This window comes from uncultured Limnohabitans sp. (assembly GCF_937889215.1).
GTDB lineage: Bacteria > Pseudomonadota > Gammaproteobacteria > Burkholderiales > Burkholderiaceae_C > Limnohabitans_A.
In genome coordinates, this window is sequence record NZ_CALBEX010000263.1 from 1 (window position 1) to 8,808 (window position 8,808).

Below are 8,808 nucleotides of genomic sequence, written 5' to 3' on the forward strand. Positions count from 1 at the left end.
CACGGGGTCCATGCGGTAGTCGTATCGGTTGTTGCGCCCGGGCGGCAGCAGGGCCGGAATGTCGCCTGCAGGCGAGCCCACGCTGTGCCAGCGCTCGCGCGCCTTGAGCTGCGGGTGCGCCCACACGCCAGCCATGTCGTTCATGCGGGCGTTGGCAATTTGGGCTTGGTCCAGCCGCGCCTCCACCTCGGGTGTGGTCATGGCGACAAACACGCCCCAAATCAATTGCTGCAGTTCTGCACGGTGTTCGTTGCGCAAAGCGTTGGTGCAAAAGCGCGCATCGCTGCACAGCGCAGCATCCCCCAGCACAACATCACAAAACACCTTCCACTCGCGTTCGTTTTGCAAGCCCAGCATCACGGTGCCGCCATCGCCCACCGCGAAGGGGCCGTAGGGATAAATGCTGGAATGCGCAGCGCCTGTGCGGGGCGGGGGCGCAGCGCCTTCAAAGGCGTAGTACAGCGGGTAAGCCATCCACTCCGCCAGTGCTTCGAGCATGGACACGTCGATGTGGCTGCCCTGGCCGGTTTTGCCGCGCAAGAGCAGCGCCGACAGGATGTTGGTGTAAGCGTACATGCCCGCCGCAATGTCGGCCATGGAATTGCCCGACTTAGACGGGGCCTCGGGCGTGCCGGTCACGGACAACAAACCCGCTTCGCTCTGGATCAACAAGTCATAGGCTTTTTTGTCACGGTAAGGGCCGTCTTGGCCGTAGCCAGAGATGTCGCAGACGATCAACTTTGGGTGAGTGGGGCTGAGTGCTTCAAAGGACAAACCCATGCGGGCCGTTGCGCCGGGCGCGAGGTTTTGCACCAACACATCCGCATCCTTGAGCAGCTCACGCAACACGGCCATGGCGTCGGGGTTTTTGAGGTCCAACGTCAGACTTTCCTTGGAGCGGTTGGTCCACACAAAGTGCGACGCTTGGCCGCGCACCCGCGTGTCGTAGGCCCGCGCAAAGTCGCCGGCGCCGGGGCGCTCGACCTTGATGACGCGTGCGCCCAAGTCGGCCAGTTGACGGGTGCAAAAGGGCGCGGCAATCGCGTGTTCGAGTGAGACGACGGTGATGCCGTCAAGGGGTCTTGGTGCGGTCATGTCACGGTCATGTCAAAAGGAGCGGGGCAGCCCGAGGATGTGCTCGGCCACGTAGCTGAAGATCATGTTGGTCGAGACCGGGGCGACTTGGTACAGGCGGGTTTCGCGGAACTTGCGTTCGATGTCGTATTCACAAGCAAAGCCAAAGCCGCCGTGCGTTTGCAGGCAGACGTTGGCCGCTTCCCAGCTGGCCTTGGCCGCGAGGTATTTGGCCATGTTGGCCTCGGCCCCGGCGTTTTGCATGGCGTCGATTTTTTCGCAGGCTTTCCAGCGCATCAGGTTGGCCGCTTCCAGCTCAATGAAAGCATCGGCAATCGGGAACTGCACACCCTGGTTTTGGCCAATGGGGCGGCCAAACACCACACGGTCTTTGGCGTATTTCGTGGCGCGGTCGATGAACCAGTAGCCGTCGCCAATGCACTCGGCAGCGATCAGCACGCGCTCGGCGTTCAGGCCGTCGAGCAGGGTATTGAAGCCCTTGCCTTCTTCGCCCAAGAGCGCGTCTTCGGGGATCTCCAGGTTGTCAAAGAATAGCTCGTTGGTCTCGTGGTTGACCATGTTCAAAATCGGCCGCACGGTCAGACCGTTGCCGATGGCTTGCTTCAGGTCGATCAGGAAGCACGACAAACCTTCGGAGCGCTTGGTGACCTGGTCAGCGGGCGTGGTACGGGCCAGCAGAATCATCAGGTCGCTGTGCTGGATGCGCGAGATCCAGACCTTTTGGCCGTTGATGACCCAGCGGCCGTCTTTGCGCATGGCGGTGGTTTTGAGTTGGGTGGTGTCGCTGCCGGTGGTGGGTTCGGTCACGCCCATGGACTGGATGCGCAACTCGCCGGTGGCGATCTTGGGCAAGAGCGTGTTTTTTTGCGCGTCAGAGCCGCTGCGCACGATGGAATTCATGACGTACATCTGGCCGTGGCACGCGCCCGAGTTGCCCCCCGAGCGGTTGATCTCTTCCATGATGACCGAGGCCTCCGCCATGGACAGGCCCGAGCCGCCGTATGCCTGCGGGATCAGCGCGGCCATCCAGCCGGCTTTGGTCAGGGCGTCGACAAAGGCTTCGGGGTAGCCGCGTTTTTCGTCGATCTTGCGGTGGTACTCGTCAGGGAACTGGGCGCACAGGGCGCGCACCGCGTCGCGGATGTCTTGGTATGGGTCGGGGGCGTGCATGGCGTGATGAAGATGGGAAGCTGATAAATATGAACCCGAGTGTGGCCTCTGCGTGCCTTCAGGCCAAGGTGGCTTGCGCTTGCATGGTGAGCCAGCCTTCGTGGTCGCAGGCCCACAAATCAATCGTCTTGCCATCGGCAGACGGGCGGCCGTTCAAGCGCAAAGGGTGCAGGTCAAACATGGGGCGCACGGCACGGAACTGGAACGAAGCCACACGCGCCTCAGGCACTTGCCTGCGCACCAGGTCCACCAACAAAGTGGCGATCAGCGGGCCGTGCACGATGAGGCCGGGATAGCCTTCCTCTTGCGTGACGTAGCTGCGGTCGTAGTGGATGCGGTGGCCGTTGAAGGTGAGCGCCGAATAACGAAACAGCGACACCGGATCGGGCACAAACTCGCGCTGCCAAGGCGCGCCGGTTTCGGCCTCGGTGGGCGGCACTTCGGGCGCGCCGGGCACAGCCGCAGCGCGGTACACGATGTCGTGGGTTTCGGTCAGGCACAGGCCTTGGACGTTGCTGAAAGCGTGCTCGACTTCGACAAACAACAGGTCACCCGTGCGGCCCGCCTTGTGCTTGACCGAGGCGATGCGCGAATGCTTTTGTGCGGCGTCACCTACGCACAAGGGGTTGTTGGTTTGCCACTGCAGGCGGCCCCCGGCCCACATGCGCCGCGGCAGTGGCACGGGCGGCAAAAAGCCACCACGCAAGGGGTGGCCGTCCGGCCCGATCTGGCTTTGTGGGGCCTGCGGCAAAAAGTACAGCCAGTGCCACAGCGGCGGCACTTCGCTGTCCGCGGTTTGGCGGGCGTCATCGCGGTCGAGCAAGGCACTTTGGCCACGCAGCGGGGCGGCCACGATCTCGTCGGTCAGTGTTTCGCTGCGGCCTTCCCAGTTGCGCAGGTGCGCCACTTGGGTGGCATCAAGGAGTGAGCTGTTCATGCAGGGTATCTTCGCGCAGATCGCGGGGGCTTGCTGTCGGCCTGTGGACACCTGGCCTGGAAATGCAACGCCAGCTTTCTTCCCTTTCCCTTTCTGTATCTGCCCGATAATCAGACTCTTTGATTTTTCCGTCCTGGCCCACTTGGCCGGGGCTTTCTGCGGAGCACAAGCATGAGCACTATCCAAACCACCGGCGCACGCGCCACGGGCCTGGCCACCATCGCCGCTGACGGCACCGTGCTGGACACCTGGTTCCCGGCCCCCGAACTGGCGGCCGATGTCGCCGCCAGCGGCAGCACCCGCCTGACCCAGGCCGAAGCCGTTGCGGCACTGGGCGCTGACGTGGCCCAGGCCCTGGTGGCCTGCAGCGTGCGCAACGCCACCGTGGTGGCCGTGCGTACCGAGATCAAAAGCCTGGCCGACGCGCCCGCCGACACCCACGACGCCTATTTGCGCCTGCACCTGCTGAGCCACCGCCTGGTGTTGCCACACGGCGCTAACGTGACCGGCATCTTTGGCCTGCTGCCCAACGTGGCCTGGACCAACTTCGGCCCCTGCGCCCTGGCCGATGTGCCCGCCGCCCGCCTCAAAGCCCGTGGCGCTGGCCGCGTGCTCGAGATCAAGGGCTTGGACAAGTTCCCACAAATGACCGATTACGTGATCCCGTCGGGCGTGCGCATTGCCAACGCCGACCGCGTGCGCCTGGGCGCACACCTGGCCAGCGGCACCACCGTCATGCACGAAGGTTTTTGCAACTTCAATGCCGGCACGCTGGGCGCGAGCATGGTCGAAGGCCGCATCAGCGCGGGCGTGGTAGTCGATGACGCCAGCGACATCGGCGGCGGCGCGTCCATCATGGGCACGCTGTCGGGTGGCGGCAAAGAAGTCATCAAAGTGGGCAAGCGCTGCTTGCTGGGTGCCAACGCTGGCATCGGCATCTCGCTGGGCGACGACTGCATTGTGGAAGCTGGTTGCTACATCACCGGCGGCAGCCGCGTTCAGCTGCCCGACGGCTCGGTCATGAAAGCCAAAGAACTGTCCGGCAAAAACGGCATCCTGTTCCGCCGCGATTCACAGTCCGGCGCGCTGCACGCCATTCCGCGCAACAAGAGCTGGGGCGAGTTGAACGCTGAGCTGCACAAGAACTGAAGCCGGCAGTAGGGTTCGGGTTGGTGGCTTGGGCCAGGCCCGATTGATGCCCAAAGGCTCACCTCAGGCCGCCACCCGCCCCATGGCGCGTGACAAAGTCGAGGCGCTGGCATAGCCCGTTTTGTGCGCCACTTGCTTGAGCCCCAAGCCGTTGGCCACCAGGCGTTGGGCCAGGGCCAAACGCAAATTCTCCAGGTACTTGCCAGGAGAGATCTGCATCAGTTGCTTGAATTGGTTCACAAAAGTGGTGCGCGACATGCCCGCCTCTTCGGCCAGCGCCTCAAGGGTCCAGGGCTTGGCGGCATCTGAATGCATGGCCACCAAGGTTTTGGCAATGCGCGGGTTGGCCAAGGCGGTGAACAGGCCCGAGGTTTTTTGGGGCTGTGCCACCAAATGGCGCATCAGGCCAATCAACAAAATGTCGCCCGCCCGGTTCATCCATGAGGGCTGCCCGCAACGGGTGGCCGACATTTCCATCAAGATCAACTGCACGATCTGCGCCAACGAAGCATCGGCGTGGGCCAAGTCGATCGCCAAAGGCTGCAAGAACTCGGTCAAGAAGACGGGGGCCACGGGGCCGTCCAAGGCCACTTCAAAACTCATCCAGCACGTCTTGCCCGTGGCTTGAACCCGCGCCAAGGCTTGCTCGCTGGTGCGGGGCGGGCAAACCAACAAGTGCATGTGTTGCAGGTCAAGCGCGCCGTCTGCGTCTGCCTCGCCCTGCTGAACCAAAATGTGCAGCGCAAAGCCTAGTGGCTGCTCGCAAAGCCAAACGCGAGGGGCCAAGCCTTCCAGCAAGGCAGACAGTCGGTCCAATCGAGGTGCGGGCATTTTTGTATTTAAAGCAAATGAAACAGCACTTATTGTTGCACCAAGACAAACACAATGCAGGATTCACCCTTTTGATTCAGGAGTCCCCCATGTTGATGCCCCGCCAAACCACCCCTGCTTTGCAGGTGCCCACCTTGCAACACGGCCCCTACGATATGGCCACCGACTCGCCAGAGCATTTCAGTTTGCTGGTGTTTTACCGTGGGCTGCATTGCCCCATTTGCATGAAGTACTTGCTGGAGCTGGCCCGCCTGGTGCCTGAGTTTGAAAAGCGCGGCGTGAAAGTGTTGGCGCTGTCCAGCGACAACCAAGACCGGGCGGAGCAAATGGCCCAAAAAATCAACATGCCCGAACTGCGCATGGGCTACGGCTTGGCCCTGGATGTGGCGCGCCAATGGGGCCTGTACATCAGCACCTCACGCGGCATGACCTCGATTGGCATTGAAGAGCCCGCCCTGTTCTCGGAGCCAGCGGTTTACCTCTTGCGCCCAGACGGCACGCTGTATTACGGTGCGGTACAGACCATGCCGTTTGCACGCCCACAATTCGCCGACCTTTTGGGCGCCATCGATTTCGCCTTGGCCAAGAACTACCCTGCACGGGGCGAATACACCGGCGCAGTTTGAAGGGTGCTCGCACAGGCCACCACCGCACGGATCATGCGACCCACCTTAACCATCGGGTTCGCACACAGCTGCGGCGGCTGGCTTGGCGATTCAAAACCAGCATTTAAGTTCTCTTTTCAAGGCAAGGTGCCGGGGGCATCAAGGTAAAACCCTGATAGGCAAAGCGCTCGATGTGGGTAGCATAAGAGGTTGTCATTTGTTTATAAAACATAACCAGGAGCACCCCATGTTTCACCTGATCCCACGCCGTACCGTGTTGGCCCTTTTGGGTGCAACGGCTTTTGCGGGCGCCGCGCAGGCCCAGACCGTCACCCTGCGTTTTCACCAGATGCTGCCGGCTCAAGCCACCATTCCCGCCAAAGCCATCGTGCCTTGGGCCAAAAAGGTCGAAGCCGAGTCCGGTGGTCGCATCAAGGTGCAGATTTTCAACACCATGCAACTCGGCGGCACCCCACCCCAGTTGTTTGACCAAGCCAAAGACGGCATCGTGGACTTGACTTGGACGGTCTTGGGCTACACACCCGGTCGTTTTCCCAAGACCGAAGTGTTTGAAGTGCCTTTCCTGACCACCACGGGCGAAGCCTCTTCCAAGGCGCTCTGGGAATACGTGCAAAAGAACGCTACCGACGAATTCAAGGACGTGAAGCTGATCGCCGTGCACACCCACGGCCCAGGCTTGTTCCACACCAAAACCCCGGTGACCGGCTTGGAAAGCTTGCAAGGCATGAAGATCCGTGGCGGCTCGCGCATCATCAACAACATGCTCACCAAGCTCGGCGCAACCCCAGTGGGCATGCCAGTGCCGGCCGTGACCGAAGCTTTGTCCAAGGGCGTGATCCAGGGCACCACCATCCCTTGGGAAGTCGGTCCAGCCCTGAAAGTGCATGAGTTGGTCAAGAACCACACCACCTTCTACGGTGCCAATGGCTTGTACAACTCGACCTTTGCGGTGTCGATGAACAAGGCGTCTTACGACAAGCTGCCCGCCGATTTGAAGCAAGTGATTGACAAGAATTCGGGCCTGGAAACTGCCGCCTTCTTTGGCCGCGCCATGGACGAGGGCGACAAGGTGGGCCGTGCCATTGCGCAGAAAGCAGGCAACAACATTGTGGCCCTGGACGCCGCTGAGACTCAGCGCTGGCGTCGTACGGCCAGCGTGGTGGCCGATGACTGGGTCAAAGAAGTCGGCGCCAAGGGCATCGATGGCAACAAGCTGTTGTCCGATGCCCGCGAATTGATTGCCAAGCACAGCAAGTGATGCCATGCGGTGCCCACGGGCCCGCTCAACACCCGCCGCTGGTCGGCGGGTTTTTTCTGTCTAGTGCGGGGCTGGCTTGCCCCCCAAATCCCCGGAGACTTTGTCCATGATGGCAATCATTCACCGAATGGCCCGCTGGAGTGCCTTGACCGGTGGCTTCTTGCTGACGCTGCTGACCTTGCTGGTGGTGGTCAGTGTGATCGGGCGCAGCTTCAGCGGCATGGGTTTGGGACCGGTGCCGGGTGACTACGAGCTGGTGGAAATGGGTGTGGGCGTGGCCATTTTCTTTTTCATGCCCTGGTGCTATCTGCAAGGCGGGCATGCCACCGTGGACCTGCTGTATTCGCACATGTCGGCCAATTGGCAGCGCTTTATCCGTCTGCTCAGTGATGTGTTGATGCTGGCGGTCTGGCTGCTTTTGACATGGCGGCTGTGGGCAGGTTTGGTAGACAAATACGCCAACAACGAAACCACCTTCATTTTGCAAATGCCATTGTGGTGGGGTTTTGCTTTGTGCTTGGTCGGTGCAGTGCTTGGCTGCATCACCTATTTGGGCCACATTTTGATGCAGCTGGGGTTGGCCAAGCCCGGCGAAGACTTGCAAGTTTCCGGCCCCATTGGCCACTGACCCCCAGCAGGAGTTTTGCCCATGAACACGATTGAACTGGCGCTGTGGTCTTTCCCGGTTTTGCTGCTGCTGATTTTTGTGCGCATCCCAATCGGTTTGTCGATGATGCTGTGCGGCCTGGGCGGGGCCTACCTGATTTTTGGCAACGTCACGCCCATCATCAACCAACTCAAGCAGGTCACTTACAGCACCTTTTCCAGCTACTCGCTGTCGGTCATTCCGCTGTTTTTGCTGATGGGCCAGTTTGCCGCTTTGGGCGGTTTGTCCAAGGCGCTTTTCAAAGCCGCCGAGGTCTGGATAGGTCATCGCAAAGGCGGTGTGGCCATGGCGGCGGTGGGCGCGTGTGCGGGCTTTGGCGCCATTTGCGGCTCTTCGCTGGCCACGGCGGCCACCATGGGCCAGGTGGCGCTGCCTGAGCTCAAGCGGGCCGGTTATTCGGGCGGCATCGCCACGGCTTGCTTGGCCGCTGGTGGCACCCTGGGCATCCTGATTCCGCCCTCGGTGGTGCTGGTCATCTACGCCATATTGACCGAGCAAAACATCGCCAAATTGTTCTTGGCCGCCTTCATTCCGGGCATTTTGGCAGCGCTGGGTTATGTGATCGTGATCGCCATTTATGCCCGCCTGCGTCCCCACGAGATGGGCACCTTGCCACCTGTGCCCATGAAAGAGCGCTTGCAAGCCACATGGCGCGTGTGGCCAGTGGTGCTGATCTTTTTGCTGGTGGTAGGCGGCATTTATGGCGGCATTTTCACGCCCACCGAGGGTGCAGCCGTGGGCGCGTTTGGCACCGGTTTTGCGGCCTGGCTCAATGGCGGGCTGAACCGCAAAACGTTGGGCAGTGCGCTGCTGGGCACGGCCGTAGCCTCGGCCATGATCTTCATGATCGTGCTGGGTGCCGGCGTTTACAACACGTTTTTGGCCTTGTCTCAATTGCCGCAAGAAGCTGCAGCGGCTGTCGCCTCATGGGGCGTGAGCCCTTTGCTGGTGCTGACGGCGATCTTGGTGCTGTATGTGATTTTGGGTTGTTTCATGGACTCGCTGTCCATGATCTTGCTGACCATTCCGGTGTTCTTCCCGATCGTGTCGGCCCTGGACTTTGGCCTGCCCCCCG

At 61.3% G+C, this 8,808-nt stretch carries 9 protein-coding genes; 5 read left to right on the forward strand and 4 right to left on the reverse strand.

The annotated features are described in order from the left end of the window. The 3 genes from Q0341_RS06685 to Q0341_RS06695 form a co-directional block, all read right to left on the reverse strand. The coding region (locus Q0341_RS06685; protein ID WP_299511390.1) for a CaiB/BaiF CoA-transferase family protein at positions 1–1,095 on the reverse strand (1,095 nt) is incomplete at its 3' end. A 12-nt stretch (positions 1,096–1,107) separates the two neighbouring features. Then, positions 1,108–2,265: an acyl-CoA dehydrogenase family protein gene (locus tag Q0341_RS06690; protein WP_299511392.1), complete on the reverse strand. Its 1,158-nt coding sequence runs from the start codon at positions 2,263–2,265 to the stop codon at positions 1,108–1,110. A gap of 58 nt (positions 2,266–2,323) precedes the next feature. Continuing rightward, positions 2,324–3,202, reverse strand: coding sequence for a MaoC family dehydratase N-terminal domain-containing protein (locus Q0341_RS06695; RefSeq protein ID WP_299511394.1), 879 nt, complete (start codon positions 3,200–3,202; stop codon positions 2,324–2,326). Between the two features lie 171 nt (positions 3,203–3,373). Between Q0341_RS06695 and dapD the strand changes: the two genes are divergently transcribed. Next, positions 3,374–4,351, forward strand: a complete 978-nt coding sequence (gene dapD / locus Q0341_RS06700) for a 2,3,4,5-tetrahydropyridine-2,6-dicarboxylate N-succinyltransferase (protein ID WP_299511396.1) — start codon at positions 3,374–3,376, stop codon at positions 4,349–4,351. A gap of 63 nt (positions 4,352–4,414) precedes the next feature. Here dapD and Q0341_RS06705 read toward each other — a convergent pair whose 3' ends face one another. Next, positions 4,415–5,182 carry an AraC family transcriptional regulator gene (locus Q0341_RS06705; protein WP_299511398.1) on the reverse strand — a complete coding sequence of 256 codons (768 nt, stop codon included), beginning with the start codon at positions 5,180–5,182 and terminating at the stop codon, positions 4,415–4,417. 89 nt (positions 5,183–5,271) lie between these two features. Here Q0341_RS06705 and Q0341_RS06710 point away from each other — a divergent pair, with 89 nt between their 5' ends. From Q0341_RS06710 to Q0341_RS06725, 4 genes are all read left to right on the forward strand, one after another. Further along, a complete protein-coding gene (locus Q0341_RS06710; RefSeq protein ID WP_299511400.1) occupies positions 5,272–5,808 on the forward strand; it encodes a peroxiredoxin-like family protein in 537 nt (178 codons plus the stop codon). A gap of 226 nt (positions 5,809–6,034) precedes the next feature. Then, positions 6,035–7,066: a TRAP transporter substrate-binding protein gene (locus tag Q0341_RS06715; protein WP_299511402.1), complete on the forward strand. Its 1,032-nt coding sequence runs from the start codon at positions 6,035–6,037 to the stop codon at positions 7,064–7,066. A gap of 106 nt (positions 7,067–7,172) precedes the next feature. After that, entirely contained in the window at positions 7,173–7,694 is a 522-nt protein-coding gene (locus Q0341_RS06720) for a TRAP transporter small permease (protein WP_299511405.1), read from the forward strand. A gap of 21 nt (positions 7,695–7,715) precedes the next feature. Further along, positions 7,716–8,808: TRAP transporter large permease (locus Q0341_RS06725; RefSeq protein WP_299511408.1), on the forward strand; the 1,093-nt coding region annotated here is incomplete at its 3' end.